The sequence below is a fragment of the Paenibacillus sp. J22FR5 genome, from assembly GCF_059691975.1.
This window is the reverse complement of sequence record NZ_JCAUAN010000026.1, coordinates 84848-105441: the sequence shown is the minus strand read 5'-3', so window position 1 is coordinate 105441 and position 20594 is coordinate 84848. Positions and strand designations below refer to the sequence as shown.

The following is a 20594-nucleotide window of genomic DNA, read 5'->3' as shown; positions in this document are numbered from 1 at the left end:
TTTTTTTGAACGATTTCTCGTTCGTGCTTACTCACTCGTTGTTCAGTTTTCAAAGATCAATTTCTTTCGTTCACTGCCGTGTTACCGAAGCAGCGAGAAGTAATATACCATGTTTACTTTTAATGTGCAACTACTTTTTTTCGAGTTACTTTCAGTTACTCTCGCCAGCCTGTCTTGCGGCCGGAGTGATAATATAGCATGGTTTCGACAAGTAATGCAATGTTTTATTTTTCCATTTAAAAATAAACTTTCTTCAGGCCTTATATACAGACCGAATTCGGAGTCCATAATCGTTTCTATTATTGAAGTGATTAAAAAAGCTTCTCTATTCATAATAGTCTTTATCCGAAACACAATATTCCGTAAATGGAGGTCAAATCCCCCATTCGGGGGATTTTTTTTGATTATTAATAGGCATATAGTATGGGAGAATTGTCGCAAAAGATCTAAATATGTAAAAAGACAGTACTACTTTCATTGCTTTTTAAAATGTATAAGGAGGTTATACAGGCAGTTTCTAGCGAGTCATTGTATCCTGCTTGAAAAACTTAAAGTATGCATTAAAAAAAACAGATCTTTACAGGAGGAAAAAGAAACTATGATTTTTAAATTTAAGAAAATGGTCATCTCTTCACTTTTAGCAGCATTAGTCATATTCGGTGCAGTCGCTCCTATGGCATCTGCAGCAGCAGCAGGTGGCGGATCTACGCGGGTAAATGGTTATGAACCTGATTTTAATTATTACTCAGATTCAAATACAGGTAGTATTCACGTTTATAACTTAGATCCGGATACTTCCAAAGTTGTTCTATATGATGCTACTGGCGTTGAAGCAAGTTCTGCAGTAAATGCAAATCCTGTGGTTAACAATCTGATCACTACAGGACAAACACTATTAGATGTTGAGTTTAAAAATGTAACTCCTGGTCTTTATACTGTTGCTGAATTCGCTGGTACAGTTAAAAGTGCACCCAGCGAAGTTATTACTTTGGGTCTTAAACACCCAGAATCAACTTATAGTTGGGATGCTACAGCGCTCGGGACAGTTCACGTTACTAATCTTACACCAGGAGCAGTTGTTTCTTTATTAGACGGACATCAACTAGGTGAAGTGCTGCTACAACCTACCAAAATAGCAGATAGTAACGGTAAAGCTGAATTTACAGGTGTTGCACATGGTACATGGTATGTTGTAAAACAAGAATTTGAGGCACTAGATGAGAATACACTTACTTCATCTTCAAATTCAGTAAAATATCTATCCAAAAATGACCTGCCTCGCATGAGTATTGATACGGATGCTCAAGGTAATGTAACTGTAAGTAATGCTACTCCTAATGCAGAATTGAGACTATATCATGTTTCAATAACTTCTACAGGTAGCACTTCGGTTACATCAGATGTTTATTTGTCAGCAGTCGCTCCACTTAGTGGAACTTTTACATTCCCAGCCGCTGCAACAGTTGCAGCACGCTACAGAGTACTTGAAATGGATAGCGAGGGAGGAGATAGATCCGATAGCTTCAGCGTAGAACCTCATGCGCCAACCCTTGCCTTATCGGCAACTGGAACAGGTTTAGTAATTACAGGAGCTTTACCACATGCTAACATTACTATTTACAACAGCTCCATAGGCAGAAATTTCAGTGGTACTGCTGATGAAAATGGTACTCTAACCTTTGACCAAGTTCCTGCAGGCAAATATACTGCTGCTCAAGCATCTCCATTTAATTCTTGTTCATATGGAGACAATTCAAATGAAATCATTGTACAAAAATGGATGACCCGTCATCTATATACAGGATGGAATACATTATCTGTTCCTTTCGCTTTGAAAACTGCCACTTTACAAGCTATTCTTGGAAATCAATTTACTTCCTTGGATAAAGCCTATGCGTATGACAATACATCTGGCTTATGGGTAGCACTAACAAATGCGAATCAAGCACAATATTTGTCCAAGCCTCAGACAGCTTTGTATATTAATCTACTAGCATCAAATGATTCTGTTAATGCGACCTTCGTTGCAACTTCAGATATCACGCCTCCGTCCGTTTTACACATTACTACTGGATGGAATCTAGTAGGTCCATCATTATTGAACATCGGTGGTTCTCCGAGTCAACTTTTAACTGGAAATTCTTTCGACGTCATTCCAATGTTGATCAGTCCCAATGGCCAAGGCTTTGTTTATAATGAGAATAATAATAATGAAAACTATGTAACTAATACACTAGGTTATTGGGTATACGCGAAATCAGCAACGAATTTAATCGGACAAATTTCTACTGGAACCGTTAGTGATCTTAATTATTGGGATATTAACACTTGGATTTACAACAGTAGACTCTAATTTATAACACGGGGGTACATTCTGCTGTACCCCTTTTTTATTTTGATATGTTCATTATTCTTATAAAAAAGCATCTCATTTGAAAGGCGGAAAACACTTGAAAAACAGGACTTTGAAATTTTCGGTAGTCTTCATTATATGTATCACGTTTTTGTTCTCAGGCATGTCAGTTTATGCCGATGAAAGTACCCCTCCTAGCTTGCCTATGTCTGTTTCCGGTTCAGTCATTTCCACAACTGGTGCGCCTGCTTCGGGATCCATTGAGGCTATTCTCGATGGTAAGACAGTCGGAACGCTTTCGATCAATTCGAATGGGACTTTTGGTGGTACAGGATTAGTGCCTCAGCTATTAGTTCAAGGCTCCTATTCGGAAAATAATGATCACCCAGTCACATTTAAAGTGAATGGTGGAAGTGCTACAGCTTCAATGGCAATTACCTTCCATGCAGGAACTAACATTACTAATGTGATAATTACTGCAACTATATCCTCACCTCCTAGCGGTGGCGGTGGCGGCGCAGTTATACTTCCACCAAAAAAAGGAACCCAAGTAACCCCTGTTGATTCAAATGCTGTGCCTGTAGAAGTAGACACTAGCAAGAATGTAGTTAAATCAACTAAAGATGTAGAGGGACATGTAACAAATAACGTTACTCAAGATGAACCAGCTTTAACTGACGCACTTAAAAAAGCAGCAAACCAAGATAACCATGGGGATGCTCCAATCGTTTATATCACTTTCGATAACCCATCTGGCGAAGCTGTCGTTTTTAATATTTCCTCCTCGGTATTGGCTGCTGCTGCAAACACTACACCTGGTGCAATCATTTCTTTACAAACCAATGATGGTGAGTATTCATTACCACTTAACATTATTGACTTTGCTGCAGTAGCACAAAGTCTTGGCACTTCAAATGCAAATATTAACATTCAAATCAATATCTCAACAATTAATACAGATATCAATGATAAGATCAAAACAGATGCTACAGACATTTCATCCTCTCAACAAGGAAGTGCAATTGAATTTTCAATTACAGCAGTTGGAAATGGAAAGACAGTTGAATTGAACAACTTTGGTACAACATATGTTGACAGAACTATTGTGTTGGCCATTCCCCTTGATGAAACTCATGCAACGGTAGTTCTTTACGATCCGGTTACAGGTCAATTTTCTTTCGTACCTGCATTATTTATAAAACAATCAGACGGATCAACAAAAGTTACCTTCAAGCGTAATGGGAACAGTATTTACACCGTACTTTCCTCGACTAAAATGTTCGATGATGTAAATAATCACTGGGCCAAAGCAGATATCGAGCTAATGGCTAACAAATTAATCGTCAAAGGCGCTACAGATACTAGCTTCGCTCCAGAAAGTAACATTACCCGCGCTGAATTTACTGCCTTGTTGGTTCGTGCATTAGGACTAACCTCAGATGCAGCTTCAGCAACCTTCATTGACGTAAAATCAAGTGATTGGTTTGCTGGCTCTGTTGGCGCTGCTGTTAAAGCTAAACTAGTAAGTGGCTTTGAAGATAATAGCTTCAAACCTAATGCTACCATTACACGTGAGCAAATGGCGGTTATGATAGCAGGTGCCATTAGCGCAGCTGGAAAAACAGCTGCTACAACTTCTACATCGAGCCATGCTTTGGCTAACTTCGATGACAGAGACTCTATCAGCAGTTGGGCTCAAGCAGCTGTAGCACAATCCGTTGAAGCGAAAATCATTTCTGGTATGACGAATACAACTTTGGTTCCTTCTGCAAATGCAAGTCGTGCTCAAGCGGTTGTTATGCTCAAGCGATTGATGCAATACGTAGATTTCATTAATTAAATCAATAAATTTGATAGAGGAGGATAACCTCCAATACAGGGGATGGTATCCTTTATTTATCACTAGCAGAAAAGGCCATTCCTTCATATCGAAGGATGGCCTTTTCAAATTCACTTACTCAAAATCCACAAAATCAATGAACCGCTCTTGCTGTAACTTCCGTTTCTCTTCGGCTTTCAACACCGTCACGAATACCTCTCGATCAATAGCGACGGCTACAAACTCATATCCGCTTTCCTTGATCATTTCATTAATCTCTTTGAGGATGTTTATATCGAGATAATCGTAGAAATACTCCGGATGTAGCACTTTCTTTTGGCCGAACATCGTAAAATTAATTGTAACGGGTCCCTCTTCTGATCCCCACGTTTCAGTAATGTCAGATGGCTCAAAAGCCCCGCGTGAAATGTCACTCCACCATTGTAGCGTATCTACATACACATTTTTCCCCTTGCCAACATCGGCTTTTGTGTCTTCTAACCAAACGCGGTCTTGGTCTATTTCTAACATATAGATTTCAGCAAACTCATTGTAATACTTGCTAGAATCAAATGGGTTCCAATCTTTCGTACCATTGTAAATCCCTAGGAACTTTGTATCAAATTCTTGGCTCGACAAGGTCTTATACTTATTGAAAAATCCAAAATTTCGATAGTAGTGTGCAGCATCTAAAAAACGTTCAGTAGGCTGTAGTGCTCCAAACTTTTCCTCGCTTAATTGCGCAGGTGTTTTGATTTCTTGGAAAGTTTGAACGATACTTTGGTAGTCTTTGATTTGTTCTGGATCAATAAGATCCTCACTCAGCAAAACAACTCTAAAATAATTATACTTTCCATCAATAATCGTTTGAAGGTAATTATAATTGATGCCATTCGTTGTTTTGAACGTGTATGAAAATTGTCGTGCATCCATACCGTTGAGCTTTAATACTTTATCCTCGGAAAATGAAGTGGCTTGTGGTTCTAGGGATTTTTTGATAGCTGCTTCATATTCCCCAAGGGTCTTAATTTCACCAACGGCCAACTTGGATTCCGTAAAAGTTAGCACTGCATTGTTTTCATTCTCGATGTATATTTGATACCTTAATGAAGATGATGGCTTCTGATTTAGCCATTTTCCATTAACGGTTAATTTCGACTGCCCATCTGGGCTAACTATGGAGCGAGTTGGCATGAGATAAATCGTTTTCGATTTACTGTCCCATGTAACAACGTAATTAGAAGCTTCTCCCACAAAGCGAATCGGCACAAAAACACTGCCTTCCACATTTCTTGGAGCTACGGTGAGGGTATACGGCGATCCATTCAGACTTCCATTCGTGCTATCTACCTGAAGAGTAATGTGTACCCCTTGCTTCTCTGCTTGAATTGTCCGTGTTTCTTGATCCCACTGAATAGTGAAACCTAGCTTTTCAAACAGTGGACGAAACTGTACTAACGTTGTTCCAGAGTCCACAATAGGAGAATGTTCAAACAGCACTCTCTCCTCATTGACCAAAACCGAAATGCCAGATGAGGAGTCCGAGACTGCGGATGTTCGATTCACAGCTACACCTGATTGTTCGAAAAGCTGCAGCAGTGACTTCGATTTCTCATCGAGAGGAGCCTGGTTCAGGAATAGATGATGCAGAGTACTCATAGACCCTAATGCCGTTACATCCCCAACAGGGTTCTCCAAAATATTCAGCCACCCTAAATGAAGCTTTGCAAGTGGTGTAATGCTTGTAAATTTATTGTTACTTGCGATCAAATCAGTTAGGGAAGTCAAATGTGAAAAACAACCGATATCCCTAATCTGATTATCACTAATCAATAGCGTTTTTAATTGATAGTGATACGCGATCGGGCAAGCGTTCTGAATTTGATTATGACTTAAAGAAAGAAACGTTAAGTTATACAGACTACTAAGTGGACTAATATCTGTAATTTCCTGATTAGATAAGTATAATTCTTTGAGGTTATACGCTTTGTTCAGGCCTTTTAAGCTTTTAATTTTCTCTTTCCCATTTGGGTAAAGGGACGTTAACTTTTCTAACGCTTTTACATCTAAAAGCGCACTAGCATCTAGCTTCAACTCGTCTCGAATTGCTTTCTCAAGAACAGGGTCTTCAATCTTTACTACCTCGTTTGCCGAAGCGGCGTAGGTCTGCGATGGCGTGAAAATGCCCAATACTAGAAAGCTAATGATAACCATTGCGAAAATTCTATGTTTCATTTTGACACTCCCTCTAAATAAAATACCATTTTTTACTTTATAACCCATTGCTCCATTATAGTAGAATTACGTAGTATCGTATACTAAATATTACACTTTCTGGTTTTCATACAACCACAAGTATTCTGAAATTGATGCGCAAATAGGCGCAGCCTCTCTAGGCACGCCCCTCACGTCATTATTTTAAAATGGAACTAACTTCGCTCAAATAGCGTCTGATTCAATTTCGCCTTCATATCCTCGTAACAATACAAAAGAGTGATTGTTTATCTCCACTTATTTATGTACATAATATCGGTGCACTAGCCAGATTGGGGCTCAAAAGTCACCCATTAAAACCCACCATCCTGCGTAATTCATTGGTTCGGACTGCACATTTCACAACCAAAATAGAACAAAACAAATTGAAATATAAAGAAGTTGAACAAGTCTATCAGACTTATAAAAAGAATCCCTTAACCATTAAACAGAAGGGGCAGGTTCGTATACAACAGAAATATAAGGTGCCGACCAGCGGTCCTTCGCTACATCTGCAGGAATACTCCCAAGGGCGGCATTATTGTCTATTTTACTATAATTCCTAATGCAGATAATGTGTAAATCGGATCCTTGCTGAGGCAGAGTGAAAAAGTTAAAGAAACTGAAGCAAAGGAAACCATGAAAATATTAGAAGAAAAACCGTCCCATCACAAGTGGTGTGATCGTGGACGGCTGGTTAAGCAATATTTATAATCAATCCTCTAAGCTTGGCAAATTCAGAAATAGCTTTCTTAGCATCTGCAAATTTCATTTTAGGCTCACCGCGGTCAGGATAAAACTGGATCAAAATCTTCTTTTCCGCTGCTTCAAATAATTGATTTTCCGTACTTTCAGGATCTAGCATCATGTGAATATATTTTTTGACATCCTCGCTCGATTTATAGCAATCGACAATGATATGGCATCGACATATTTATGATTACTACTTTTCCTCAGGTAATGACTTACCTTCACGAAAATATAGGACATGATTAAATAACAAAGAAAGCAATTTCCGCATCGATTTGATGCCCGCTTTGTTCATTATATTAGCAAGATGAATCTTGACCGTTTTTTCGCTGATCCTGCAATGTTCGGCAATTTCGTAATTAGAAAATCCATATACGGCAATCATCAACAAAATCTCCGACTCTCGCTTCGTTATTTGATACCGATTAGAAAAATCGTCCATGGACGTACCCGTTTCCTGAATAAGAAACTCATTCATACTCTCATAGTCGATGCTGTACTCTTCACGAATTCCGCTGTTCTTGCTGCAATGATCGTCTTCTTTCAAATCGTAGTCTCTCCTACTCAGGGTTACGTTCCAATAATGATCGGATGAGCATATATAAACTCAAGATTAGAAGAATGCCACCAAGTAAATTCCATAAAATCAGTAACAATTTGGACATGCCTCCCTTGCCATTATCAATATCCACTCCCCTTATTATAAATGCTACCAAAGACCTATCCTAGATGAAGAAGTTCACTAGAAAAGCCGTTTTTTCGCTATTACTCGTCAGTTCCGCCCCGTTTTATATGACTTAAGTCATGTTTATGGTAAAATAAGTAGAAACCAGATCATTCTACTAGAGGGCCACTTATATGGATGTACAATTAAATAATAAAATGACGCTCATTTTGAATATCATCGTTATAGGGGCAACATTCTTCGTATTGTTCCATACGAGTAATTTTTCGATTGGACTTTTGGGGCTAGCATGCACGTATGTGGCTATCGTCCTTATTCGAGATTACGTCTTGAAGATCGCTCTGCACGGAGTGACGGGCATGCGCTTTTTATATGGTCAACTAGCCTTGGCTTTATTGATATGTGTATGGTCGGAGAGCTTTTTCTCACAAATCTATCTCCTAATCCTCATTGGAGAATTTACGTTTCATCAATCCAGAAAACATGCCATTATCTTCACTACAATGAATTATGCTTGTGTTCTGTTAGGCGTATTGATCTATCGTCACTTTCCGCCTTTTGAGCAAATCTACTTACTTATTCCGCGAGTTGTGGACTTCTTTGCTATATTCGGGATGAGCCTTCTTGCCAAAATAGCTTTTCAGCAAAAGAACCAGTTGGCTACAGACAATGAACAACTGCGAATTACCTCTATTGCGTTGGAGCAGAAAGCGAAACTACAAGAACGGACACGAATATCCCGTGACATTCATGACTCCGTAGGACACACGCTTACCTCAGCATTAACCGGGTTACAGACAGCAGCACATGCCATTGAGAAAAATCATGTTCCACTTGCCAAAGAGATGATCGACAGAACGAAAGAAAGTATTCAACGAGGCCTGGATGACGTACGAAGCTCCGTACATGTTTTGCGAGAAAACTTCCCAGATCACTCGTTTATACCCGAGCTTATGAGGTTGATCGATGATACGAAAAAGCAAACGAATGTGGAAATTGCCTACACAATAGACACAATGACGCCTGATCTGTCACCCATTATCGAGATAACCATCTATCGCGCACTACAAGAGGGTCTTACCAATGGCATTCGTCATGGGATGAGCACCTATTTTCACTTCTCGTTGACTTATCATGATGGGGTGATTCGAGTTGTCTTATCCGATAATGGTCATGCACCAAACCAAATTGTTATGGGTTACGGACTAAACGCGATGAAAGAGAGAGTCGAGGATGTTGGAGGGGCATTTTCAATTCGTAACCAAGGTTCATCTGGGGGAGTAACACTGGATATAACCATACCCTTCAGTCGAAAATGATCCGAAGGAGTGATCGCATTGTCTACAACAACTATACTTATCGCAGACGACCAACCTCTCATCCGTGACGGTTTAGCAGCTATTCTAAGCATGGAAGAAGAATATACAGTCGTAGCTAAAACAGGTGATGGGTTGACTACACTCGCACTAGTGCAGCTGCATCGTCCTCAACTTGTTTTGATGGATATTCATATGCCGAAGCTAGATGGATTAGAAGCAACAAAACGAATCAAAGCAGAATTTCCAGATACCAAGGTGCTCATTTTGACAACTTTTGAAGACGAAGCTTACATCTGGGAAGCGATACGTCATGGTGCAAGCGGCTATTTAGTTAAAGGCGTCGAGACTAAAAAAATACTTGCAACGATTCAGGTCTGCTTAGATGGTGGAATTACTTACCCCATAAGTATTCAGCCACGGCTTGTCCAAGCTCTACGTACATCAGAGGAGCATGAAGATCGCGCATCGGAAGAAAGTCACAAACCTATTTCAGAGCAACAGCAGGATGACAAGTTACCTGGTTTATCCATACAGGAACGGAACATCCTAAGGAACTTGAAACAAGGGAAGTCGAATCAAGTTATCGCTTCCGAATTATTCTTAACAACGGGTACCGTGAAGAATTATCTGAGTGCCATTTACAAAAAGCTGAAAGTCTCTGGTCGGTCTGAAACCATTGCTTATTTGCATGAGAATGATCTTTAGAGATGGCGGATAGATGATGAATACGGGATGAGAAAGGAGCTAGGTTCAAGAACCTAGCTATTTTTTGTTGTATATGGTGAGTACCAGAGATTAAAGTGTCATCGCCTGTCCATACCGGGCTAGGTACGCTTCCTTCTCTTTATAATCCGGCATAATGCTGCCTACACGCCTCCAAAAAGATCGATCATGATTCATATGCAAGAGGTGACAGAGCTCATGGACGATAACATAATCAATCACCTCAACGGGCGCCATGGCTAGGCGATAATTAAACGTTAGCTTTTTATCCGAGCTGCAGCTCCCCCACTTCGTCCGCGACTCATCGATCTCGATCGTCTTCGGTTTGACTTTTAGTTGGGTTTGATAGGTTTTGATTCGTTCTGCTACGATCTTCTTGCAGCTAGCGAAATAGAACTTCTTCAGGTTGATTTTCAACTCGTCCTCCGATAAGCCATTCGTTTCGATCAACTCATGGAGGAAATGATATTTCCCAAGATGAAGAAACTTGCCTTCGTCTTCGTATTCTCTGACTTTGGGGATTGGTTGTCGCGCTTTGGTGATGGCGTTTAGCTTTTCTTGAATAGGCTTGCTGTGTTGTTTCACAGCGTTAATGATCAGCTCCTGACTGGTGTCATTCGGAGCTTTGACGGTGATGAAACCCGTGTCATCGATGTGGATGTAGAGTTTTTTGCGGATGCCGTATTGGACGTTGACGTCTATGGTTGTGTTTTCGAGTTCGATTTTCATGGGTATCATCGTTTCTTTGGAGGGATTTGTGTAACAGATAAAGAAAAGGAAATCCCCTCTTCTCGTTCCCCTATTGTATCAAAGTATGATTTGGTTTTGGTAGGGATTTCGGAGTAAATAGTGAATGAAAGGAAGAAACCCTAGAAGTTAGTGCTTCTAGGATTGGTTTGACTTAACGACAAAATCACCTAAGTTGTGGACTTATCTGACTCAACAACTCTTCGACATCCTCTTGTCTCAAACTTACTGGACTTGAAATGATCATCATAATAACATCCATAATGTCTAGAACCCCGTCATGATTTACATCAATTAACTCAATCATCTTGACTGGTTCACGGTTCACGTAGATTTCATAATCATTGAACGTTCCATCTTGCGCGATTACCTTGATCTGAATTGAGTTCGTGCCTACAAGCAGGTCGGGCACGACATACGTATACACATCGTTTGTCACCGTGCTGTAAACTGCACCTGTAACTACAATCGTTTCTGTTGGGTCTGCTTTAGTATAGAAAATTGTAAGATTTGAAATGTTATTAGGCACGATTACTGTATGCGCCAGTTGCGATGTCGGGAGCTCAGCTGCAAATCCCCCTTGGAGCACATTTAAGCTGGACAGCAGCGCATTGCTGCTCGGTGGTTCATTCACGCTGACGGTGTAAATCACGCTCGCTACCCCATCCTCCGCTGTAACGATAATCATACAACCTGTGACTAACGTAGTTGCTTCTGTGTGGCCATCCGCTTCATAAATGTGATATGTTGCATTAGCTGCAGGGGTGATCGAAGCTTTCAATGCGTCCAGTGTAGTCCCGTACGTAATATTCGTTACCGTTTCGTTCGCCGTTCCGCCTGTGCTAACGTTGCCAAGATAGGAAGTAAGGGTTGCTGATGTGCTTAACCATTTGGCAAACAACGTTGTATCGCCTAGCACCTTGTCTGATTCAAAGTCCCAGGGAGTCGTTAACGTGGACTCCTTATACCAGCCTGCAAAGGTATAATTCGCTTTCGTTGGCGCGGAAGGTGCTGTGATAGCTGTATCATAGTTCGCTTGCACACCCGCTACATCGCTGCCACCCTTGGATTCGAAGTTCACGATGTAATTACTCGGCATCCATTTCGCATATAGCGTTGTATTACCTTGCACTTTGTCTGATACAAAGACCCATGGAGTCGTTAAATCTTCCTTATACCAACCAGCGAAAGTATAGTTCGCTTTCGTCGGGTTGGACGGCACTGTAATTACCGTATCATAGCCCGCTTGCACACTCGCTACTTCACTGCCCTCATTTACTGCAAAGCTTATCGTGTAGTTGTTCGGCGTCCATTTCGCATACAGCGTCGTATTGCCTAGCACTTTGTCTGTTTCAAAGTCCCACGGAGTCGTTAGCGCGGATTCCTTATACCAACCAGCAAAGGTATAGTTCGCTTTCGTCGGGTTGGACGGTGCTGTGATTACCGTATTATAGCCCGCTTGCACACTCGCTACTTCACTGCCCTCGTTTACTGCATAGCTTACCATGTAGTTGTTCCGCGTCCATTTTGCATACAGCGTCGTATCACCTAGCACTTTATATGATTCAAAGTCCCATGGAGTCGTTAGCGCGGTTTCTTTATACCAACCGGCAAAGGTGTAATTCGCTTTCGTCGGGTTGGACGGCGCCGTGATTACCGTATTATAGCCCGCTTGCACGCTCGCTACTTCACTGCCATCGTTTACTGCAAAATTTACCGTGTAGTTGTTAGGCGTCCATTTCGCATACAGCGTTGTATTACCTAGTACTTTATCGGATCCAAAGTTCCATAGAGTCTCTAAATCTTCTTTATACCAGCCTGCAAACTCGTGATTCGGTTTCGATGGCGGATTGGAGGGCTCTGCGATTGTTGTATCATAGTCCGCTTGCATACCCACTACTCCGCTGCCTCCATTGGAGTCGAAGTTCACGTCGTATTTCTTCAGCGTCCAATTCGCGTACAGCGTTGTACTGCCTAGTACTTTGTCGGATTCAAAGTCCCACAGCGTCCTAAAATCTGCCTCTTTATACCAGCCGGCAAACTCGTAATTCGATTTCAATGGCTCAGTAGGAGCAGTGATTTTTGTATCATAGCCCATATTCATTTTTGCTACTAAGTCGCCTCCATTGGAGTCGAAGTTCACATCGTATTTCTTCAACGTCCAATTCGCGTACAGCGTTGTATTACCTAGTACTTTGTCGGATCCAAAGTCCCACAGCGTCCTAAAATCTGCCTCTTTATACCAGCCTGCAAACTCGTAATTCGATTTCAATGGCTCAGTAGGAGCTGTGATTTTTGTATCATAGTTCGCATTCACTTTTGTTACTATGTCGCCTCCATTGGTTTCGAAGTTCACGTCGTATTTCTTCAGCGTCCATTGCGCATACAACTTTGTATTCATTGTTATCGTAAATGTTTCTGCTGCCGCATAGTTCGTTCCACTTCCATCAGATGATGTATTCCATCCGACGAAAGAGTAACCATTTTTAACTAAAACTAAAACCTCAACAGTTTCTCCACTCGTATAAAAAGCACTAGAAGTCGGTATATTTCCCGCTATATTTCCGTTCCCATCATACGTCAGACTAACGTAGAAAGATCGTAAAATGGGATATCCATTATTTCGCAATGAATGGAATGCCCAAGTAGTTGCAAAATCCCAACTTGGATCCAAGTAGGTGCTCGGCTCCTTCATTTCGGCGGCTGTTTTGGCAAGACCTTTTCCTTCATCGTTCTGCCCTGTTGAATCGGAGTAGAAGCTGTTATTAACAGCCGCTAGATTTAAACCCACTAAGCCACCTACATTAGCTGCTTCACCCCCTGTTACAACCCCTGTGGCATAGCTATTGCTGATTGTTCCTCCTGGATAATCACCATTGAGACCATTGGCACCAACCAGGCCGCCTACATTACTTCTTGTTCCAACCACACTTCCAGTGGCATAGCTGGCACTAATTGCTGCGCCATGTAGAACTCTTCCAACCAAACCACCTATACAGTCTTCTCCACTCACATCCACAATTGCATAACTGTTAAGGATGGATGCAGTCGTCGTATCATTCTCACCAACCAAACCGCCTACAGTATCACTTCCATTCACATTACCTGTGACGGCGCTATGACTGATCGTACCTATATTTACACCAGCCAATCCAGCAACAAGCCATGAACCCGTAATCTGTACATCTTCCAACATCACATTGGTAATTGAACCATCATTTTTACCAACCAAACCACCTACAACCCAGTAACCTATTGCATTTACATTTACTAACTTCATGTTCGTAATCGAACTACCTACACCTATACGACCAAATAACCCCACATCATTCTCGTTCGGCCTATTAATCGATAAACCCGTAATCCTATGCCCATTTCCATCCAAGGTTCCAAAAAAAGGTGAATCTTCTCCACCTATCGGCTTCCAATTCGTGTATTCTCCCAAATTAATATCATCAGTCAGTTGATAATAGAGACTCATTTGTAAATAATCTCTGATCTTATCAAGTTGAGCCGCGGTTGCGATCTGATAAGGATTAGTAATCGTACCGTCTCCGCCAGCGAACGGTATTGGCAAAAAGTCATTTGCGGCGACCGTCAATGCCTTAGAGCTTGAAATATTTCCTTCTACACGTACAGTGATCGTATCTCCTGTTTTTGCATGAATATTGTCAACTAAAAAGCCATCGATCGAGATGTAGCTCCCTCCGTTAACGGAATACGCCATCCCACTTGCAACATTGTTCAATTTTGTTGTTGCCGGGAGCGTCCCCTGAGACAAAGTCGTAAATGACCATAATTGTGGATATTGATTAGGAAGCAGATACCACTCGGAATTGAAATCCCAACCCGAATACGAATACGAATACGTGCTTAGCGACTTCATTTCAGCCGTTGTTTTGCCAACACCTTTTCCTTCGTCAAATTGCCCTGTGATATCTCTGTCGTAAAAGCTGTTGTTGATAGAAGACGAAGAACTATCCCCCACCAAACCGCCGCTTGTCGACTCATATCCACTCACGCTTACATGTCCTGCAGCGTAGCTGTTGTTGATCGATCCGACATCATGATTCCGTCCAACTAAGCCACCCACTCTTGTTTCCCCATTTACATCGGTTGTGGCATAACTGTTGTTGATATATCCATCCAAATTGTAACCGACCAATCCCCCTGCTGTTTCACCCGAAGCATTCACTCGTCCTGTGGCGTAGCTGTTGCTGATTTGCCCCTCATTCTGACCTGCTAGACTACCTACCTTAGATTGACCCCAGATATTTGCTTCTTCCAGTTGCATATTCGTAACAACACCATGTTTACCTATAAAAGCAAACAATCCGATATATTCATCCATCGTATCAATCGTTAGATTCGTGATTTTATACCCATTGCCGTCCAAACGTCCTTGAAACCTGGCTCCATCCTCACCGATCGGAATCCAGTTCGCATAACTTGCTAAATCAATGTTTGCTGTCAGCTTATAAAAAGCGTTCAAATGCTTCCTAACCTCATTGAGCTGATCATCGGTTGCAATCAGATAAGGATTGTTAGCCGTACCATCTCCACCAGCGAATGCTATCGATTTGATATCTGTTGGCTCGATCGTAAAAAACTTTACACCCGGAAAATTTCCTTTTAAACGGATGATCATGGTATTGCCTGCTTTGACAATGATATTGTCAATAGAAGTACCCGTAATTGGAGTGAAAATCTCCCTATCCACCGAATACTCCATGCCTTCTGCAACATGGTTTAATTTCGTTGTTCCTGGTGCTGAACCTTGAGACAATGTCGTAAATGACCATAATTGCGGATATTGATTAGGAACCAGATACCACTCAGATTCGAAATCCCAATCCGAATACGTGCTTTGCAACTTCATTTCAGCCGTTATTTTACCAACACCTTTTCCTTCGTCTGCTGGTGTGGTCGTTCCACTGTCGTAGAAGCTGGAGATAGGATTATTACTAAAGTTATTGCCCACCAAGCCACCCGTATGCGCCATATTAACGCCGCTCACGAGTCCAGTAGCGTAACTATTGGTGATTGTACTATAATTAGCGCCGACTAATCCGCCCGCAGCATCTCTGCCGTTTCCGCTCACACTCCCTGTGGCGTAGCTGTTGATGATTTGGCCATAAGACTCACCAACCAAACCACCAAGGGCAAGCGTTTCAGTTCCACTTACGCTTGTCAAAGCATAACTGCTGCTGATAGTCCCATAATTGCGGCCAACCAAGCCGCCTACATAAGCACTGTCTTGTCCCGTTCTTAGTTGTCCGCTAACACTTCCAGTAGCGTAGCTGCTGCTGATCATACCATCATTCTTTCCAGCTAACCCACCGACATGTCGATAACCAGCAATATTTACATTTTCCAACCTCATATTCGTAACCGAGCCTTGCTCATCGATATATCCGAATAATCCTCGATACTCACTAAGTGACCAATTGACCGTTAAATTTGAAATTGTGAATCCATTGCCGTCGATATGACCCTGAAATCTGTCTTCCCCATTTTCCCCGATCGGCTCCCAGCCAGCACCCTCATTATAGGAGCTACCACCTAAATCAATATCGGCAATCAGCTTAAAATAGACACCCTCGTTCATATATTCTCTTACAGCATCAAGCTGTTTCGCGGTTGCAATTAGATAAGGACTAACCTCACTACCCGTTCCTCCCGCGAAATGAGCGAAATCTGCATCCCGAATGTAACACTTCTTAGGATAGCCAGGCATAGGATCTACATTTGTAATTGTACTCGTTTCGCATGAAACACCATCTGTAAAAATATTAGTTACATAACCTTCATAGATCCCGTAGCGCACTTCTTTCGTCCCTGAAAATGCACAAAATCCACCCTCATCCGCGCAGAAACTCCATTCTTCGCTCGCTGCTGCAACCTTCGCCGTACTACCAGGTGTTAATAGTCCCGACACACTACCTAACACTAACAACATCACAAGGATGAAGCTTAATCCTATTCTCCCTATCAAACGCACTCTACTTCCTCCTCCAAATCTACTGATTTGCTTTCATCGAATAAACATCTATTTGTTTAGTAAGAACTTCTCGCACCTGCTTAGACATTTATATTTAACTTTATAGTTCTATAGCCCTATAATCATATTCCACGATTCAACTTGAATCCCTTTATTTCGACACGGTTTTCGTTCTTACTAGAAAGCTTTTTTTTCAAAGCAAAAATCCCCAAAAAGGGGATGGGATCGTGGAGCAGTCGAAATAATAAAAAATTATACGTAATTCACAATAAAGCTGTATTTGTATTCCGCCGCGGCGTCGTTCTTTTTCAAAGTAAGGATATTATCTGGTCGTTTAGAAAGAGTCGGACTTCAATCCCCTTTGGGCTGCGCACAATGGTAGTTTAACCTTAAACGAAAACACCTCTCAGGTTAATCACATTAAGTATATTTTCAAATAATACTTCCATGACTTCGTTATCAATTAATTAACCCTTTTACACGCTAAATTGTTCAATCAATGTTTGAAGTTCTTCAGCCAGCTTGGATAAAGCAGCAGAGGAAGAACTGATTTCCTCCATGGAAGCCAACTGCTCTTCCGTAGCAGCTGCCATGTTTTGAGTCCCATAGGAAGTTATTTCAGCAATCTTGGTCACTTCAGTAATGGAGAAGATCACTTCCTTCGTACCTTCCGCTATTTGTTGGGAAGCAGTGGAAACCTTTTGAACTTGAGAGGAAACATCATCAACTGAATCTTGAATTTTGGCAAAGGATTCTCCAGCAACATTAACACTTTCGATCCCTTGAACCACCTCTCGTGAAGCTTTTTCCATGGTTTGAATTGCATCTTTCATTCCATCTTGAATTAATGTGATGACTTGTGATATTTCGTTGGCCGAGCTTGCCGATTGTTCTGCCAACTTTTGTACCTCTCCAGCAACTACGGCAAAGCCTCGGCCGTGCTCTCCTGCCCTGGCTGCTTCGATTGCAGCATTCAATGATAATAAATTGGTCTGGGAAGCGATGTCAGTAATAGCGGTAGTTATACTATCCACCTCTAGGGATCGGTCTCCTAGTCCTTTGATGACATTTGACATCTGCTCCATGATCAGATGGATAGACTGCATTTGTTTAATGACCGTTTGAATCGCTTGATTCCCTTGCTCTGCATGAGAAGAAGTTTGCTCCGCAGTAGAAGAAACTAACACCGCATTAGAAGCAATTTGTTGGACCCTCACTGACATTTCATTGACAGCTTCCGAGCTTTTGGTTATATTATGAACTTGATTTTCCGCCCCACCTGCCAATTCTTGAGCCGTTGAAGCAATCTGTTCCGTTGCTTTACTGTTTTGTTCGGCACTTGCTGATAATTGTTGGGAAGAAGCGGCTACACTTATAGAAGTTTCTGCCACTTGTCGGATTAACCTTTTCAGGTTTTCCGTCATATGATTGATTCCTTCTGCTAGTGTTCGAACTTCATCCTTGTTTTTGACCGTGATAGGGTCAAGCGTTAAATTACCTTCCGCGACTCGTTTGACTTGATCGGAAATTCTCAAGATTGGGGATGCCAAGGAGCGCCCCGAGAATAAACCGATTCCTACTGCCAAAATGGTAGAAAACGCAATAACCCCGAGCAGAAACCAAATAGAATGGCTATATACCTGCTCACTTTGATTTTTGATCACACTTACTTTCTCATTGTTTGCGGCTAACAGCTGTCTGATATTTTCTGATGCCTTACTAAAGGGGACTCCGCCTTTGGTAAGCCCTTCACTTGCTTCCGCATAACGATTGCTTCTGACCAGTTGGATATTATCCCTTACGATCGAGCTAAAATCAGTCCAGTTCGTTTTAAAATCCCCCAAAATTTCCATTTCCTTTGGACTAAGTTGTAGGATTGAGTACCTGTCTATCTTATTCTTGATCTCTTCTAGATTCTTTTCTGCAACATCCACAAACTTTGGATCTTTGTTTTTGACAGCACTTAGCATATTAACTCTGGTATTCTCGGCTAAAATGCCTATTTCCCCTAACTGTGAAGTAGGGAATAATCCCTGATTTAATATCGTTTCCTGATTAGCGTTTAACGTCCGTAGTGAACTAAAAGCGTATGTACCTAAGATGACCATAAGCACAATCACCCCTAAATACGAAGCAATCATTTTACCAGCTAAATTCAAATTTATTCTTGTTTTCATCCTTCTCACCCTTCATATCGTCTTCGCCCTGAATCGGAGATATCTAAAAATTCCGACATAATATTCCATTAATCGACATATTAACATATAAAATATGACAATGACGTGATACTTTGTGAATTTTTTTCGCTTTATCATTTTCCTCTGAGAAAAAAGTATAAAAAAAGGCCATGGACACAAAGTCCATGACAGGGTAATACGGGTAACACAGAGGAACCTGATCTTGTTGCTATGTGCTAATCAAGCATTTACGAAGTCAGACTGCTCTCGTTCAAGGATGCCGTCGTCCCTTTGCGCTTGCCTTTGGTAACGTGTCGCTTAAGAAATAAAACGCCCCCGAGCGATACCAGAAGAACCGGAATAAAACCCACGTACCAGATAGCTTCATACACGCCGTGATGGACCCATATGTAGACAAACACCGCCAGATAGAGCAGCAGATAGCTCAAGCTGACCGCACGAGACAACGACAGGTTCGGCACCGAGAAACGCCTCTTCGCCTTCTGCCCCATCAACGTCAAATACTCCGGCGTCGGCGTCTCCACATAAGAACGAATGGATAGGAAGGGCCAGTCTTCCCCGACCTTCTTCGCCGATGACCATTCGCCGGCATATTGTCCCTGCAGCTTGTCCATTTCTTGACCACAAGCGCAGTACCCGACGTACATCAGCGAGTATGCCTCCACTTCGGAGAACGCGTTCAGATCGGTCCTCATCGTCATCGCCAGCGTCCGCACCGTCGGATCAATGCCGGGGATCTCTTTTCGCATATCTACAATGGTATCATCCGTCCCCTCGATCCGAAGGTCGCGAATGGCACTCATGAAAAGGTCCTGAATGCGAAAGAACGACTCAACGGAATCGACTTCCGCATAATTCTCAATATGAAGCGGCTTGGACGCATCGCTGAGCAGGACCGACATCCCCTCTTGCCAAAGCAGCTGAATGGCATGGCCGCCCAGATTGTCCAATACCCCTCCGTCCACCCCATGCACCATACGATCCCCGAACGGGATAGTAATGGGGTTGAAGAGACCGGGGACACAAGCGGAGGCCGCCACCGCCTTGGATAGGGGGAGATTGATCATCTCATCGGCGCGAATCGCATGATTGCGCTCATTATGCCCCCATAGTAAGCTGGTCGGATTCGTGGAGATAAATAAAGGCTGTCCATTCTCCAGAATGGAGGTGTTCAGGATCAGCTCTGGCTTCCTGTTCTCGGGATGGACAGGAGTGTCCATTAGGTCACGCAGAACGGTCGTCTGAAACATAAGGGCTCTCATTCCCTGCTCCAGCTTGGAGTCGAGGATGACCGCCGGGTCCAGCGTAGGTACCACCTTATGAACCAGCCCTAGCAGCCGCTTCAGGATCGGCTCCGGAACCAAGCGCGAGATGCCACCGGTAATGACTACGCGATTCCGCAGATCTTCCTGAACAACAGCAACAAACGCCCGGATAACCCGCTGCATCAGGTCTCGGTAGTCCTGGTCGGTCAACGGCCGATCATTCCGCAGCTCCTCGCTCAGCATTTTATAATAAAAGGCGCCCACAATCGAACCGCCGGAAACAGTAGATAGAGCGTGCACCTCCTTCAACAACCCTTCATCGGCTAGTCGGGCCATTACACCGAGATGAAACAAGGACGCCCGGTAACCGCCGCCGGATAAGGCCAACCCAATCACATTCGTTCACTCTCCTCCACGTTAGTCTGCAACTACAAAAAAGGCACCTCGGAGGGTGCCTGCTGTTAATCGGTTATTTGATCAT

The 20594-nt window shown here is 42.3% G+C and carries 11 protein-coding genes; 4 read left to right on the top strand and 7 right to left on the bottom strand.

Annotation, left to right across the window (positions count from 1 at the left end):
* Window positions 1-598 precede the first annotated feature (598 nt).
* A complete protein-coding gene (locus tag AC58P7_RS25620; protein ID WP_497348006.1) occupies window positions 599-2353 on the top strand; it encodes a carboxypeptidase-like regulatory domain-containing protein in 1755 nt (584 codons plus the stop codon).
* Window positions 2354-2516: 163 nt separating this feature from the next.
* Window positions 2517-4193 (top strand): S-layer homology domain-containing protein, encoded by a 1677-nt coding sequence (locus AC58P7_RS25615; protein WP_497348004.1) that lies wholly within the window; start codon window positions 2517-2519, stop codon window positions 4191-4193.
* A gap of 114 nt (window positions 4194-4307) precedes the next feature.
* Here AC58P7_RS25615 and AC58P7_RS25610 read toward each other — a convergent pair whose 3' ends face one another.
* From AC58P7_RS25610 to AC58P7_RS25600, 3 genes are all read right to left on the bottom strand, one after another.
* Window positions 4308-6407 (bottom strand): stalk domain-containing protein, encoded by a 2100-nt coding sequence (locus tag AC58P7_RS25610; RefSeq protein WP_497348003.1) that lies wholly within the window; start codon window positions 6405-6407, stop codon window positions 4308-4310.
* Window positions 6408-7122: 715 nt separating this feature from the next.
* Window positions 7123-7290 carry a hypothetical protein gene (locus tag AC58P7_RS25605; protein ID WP_497348001.1) on the bottom strand — a complete coding sequence of 56 codons (168 nt, stop codon included), beginning with the start codon at window positions 7288-7290 and terminating at the stop codon, window positions 7123-7125.
* Between the two features lie 78 nt (window positions 7291-7368).
* A complete protein-coding gene (locus AC58P7_RS25600) occupies window positions 7369-7722 on the bottom strand; it encodes a helix-turn-helix transcriptional regulator (RefSeq protein WP_497347999.1) in 354 nt (117 codons plus the stop codon).
* Between the two features lie 311 nt (window positions 7723-8033).
* Here AC58P7_RS25600 and AC58P7_RS25595 point away from each other — a divergent pair, with 311 nt between their 5' ends.
* Entirely contained in the window at window positions 8034-9179 is a 1146-nt protein-coding gene (locus AC58P7_RS25595; protein WP_497347997.1) for a sensor histidine kinase, read from the top strand.
* An 18-nt stretch (window positions 9180-9197) separates the two neighbouring features.
* Window positions 9198-9884, top strand: a complete 687-nt coding sequence (locus AC58P7_RS25590) for a response regulator (protein ID WP_497347995.1) — start codon at window positions 9198-9200, stop codon at window positions 9882-9884.
* Window positions 9885-9974: 90 nt separating this feature from the next.
* Here the strand turns inward: AC58P7_RS25590 and AC58P7_RS25585 are convergent, their stop codons facing one another.
* From AC58P7_RS25585 to AC58P7_RS25570, 4 genes are all read right to left on the bottom strand, one after another.
* Window positions 9975-10631 carry a M48 family metallopeptidase gene (locus AC58P7_RS25585; protein ID WP_497347993.1) on the bottom strand — a complete coding sequence of 219 codons (657 nt, stop codon included), beginning with the start codon at window positions 10629-10631 and terminating at the stop codon, window positions 9975-9977.
* A gap of 184 nt (window positions 10632-10815) precedes the next feature.
* A complete protein-coding gene (locus tag AC58P7_RS25580) occupies window positions 10816-16650 on the bottom strand; it encodes an InlB B-repeat-containing protein (RefSeq protein ID WP_497347991.1) in 5835 nt (1944 codons plus the stop codon).
* Window positions 16651-17126: 476 nt separating this feature from the next.
* Window positions 17127-18827: a methyl-accepting chemotaxis protein gene (locus tag AC58P7_RS25575; protein ID WP_497347989.1), complete on the bottom strand. Its 1701-nt coding sequence runs from the start codon at window positions 18825-18827 to the stop codon at window positions 17127-17129.
* A 248-nt stretch (window positions 18828-19075) separates the two neighbouring features.
* Complete coding sequence (locus AC58P7_RS25570; RefSeq protein ID WP_497347987.1) at window positions 19076-20509, bottom strand: patatin-like phospholipase family protein; 1434 nt, start codon at window positions 20507-20509, stop codon at window positions 19076-19078.
* Window positions 20510-20594: the final 85 nt, after the last annotated feature.